The organism is Finegoldia sp. P1-F-LS (assembly GCF_052932205.1).
In genome coordinates, this window is record NZ_JBRFJH010000044.1 from 1 (window position 1) to 255 (window position 255).

Below are 255 nucleotides of genomic sequence, written 5' to 3' on the forward strand. Positions count from 1 at the left end.
CTCCAGCTCCAGGATGAGACGAGCCGACATCGAGGTGCCAAACCTCCCCGTCGATGTGGACTCTTGGGGGAGATAAGCCTGTTATCCCCGGGGTAGCTTTTATCCGTTGAGCGATGGCCCTTCCACTCGGTACCACCGGATCACTAAGTCCGACTTTCGTCTCTGCTCGACCTGTATGTCTCGCAGTTAAGCTCGCTTTTGCCTTTGTACTCTTTGAATGATTTCCAACCATTCTGAGCGAACCTTTGAACGCCT

1 rRNA gene is annotated in these 255 nt (G+C 53.3%); it reads right to left on the reverse strand.

Annotated elements, in window-relative coordinates:
• Window positions 1-255 (reverse strand): 23S ribosomal RNA (locus ACU68Y_RS09210); the annotation flags it as partial.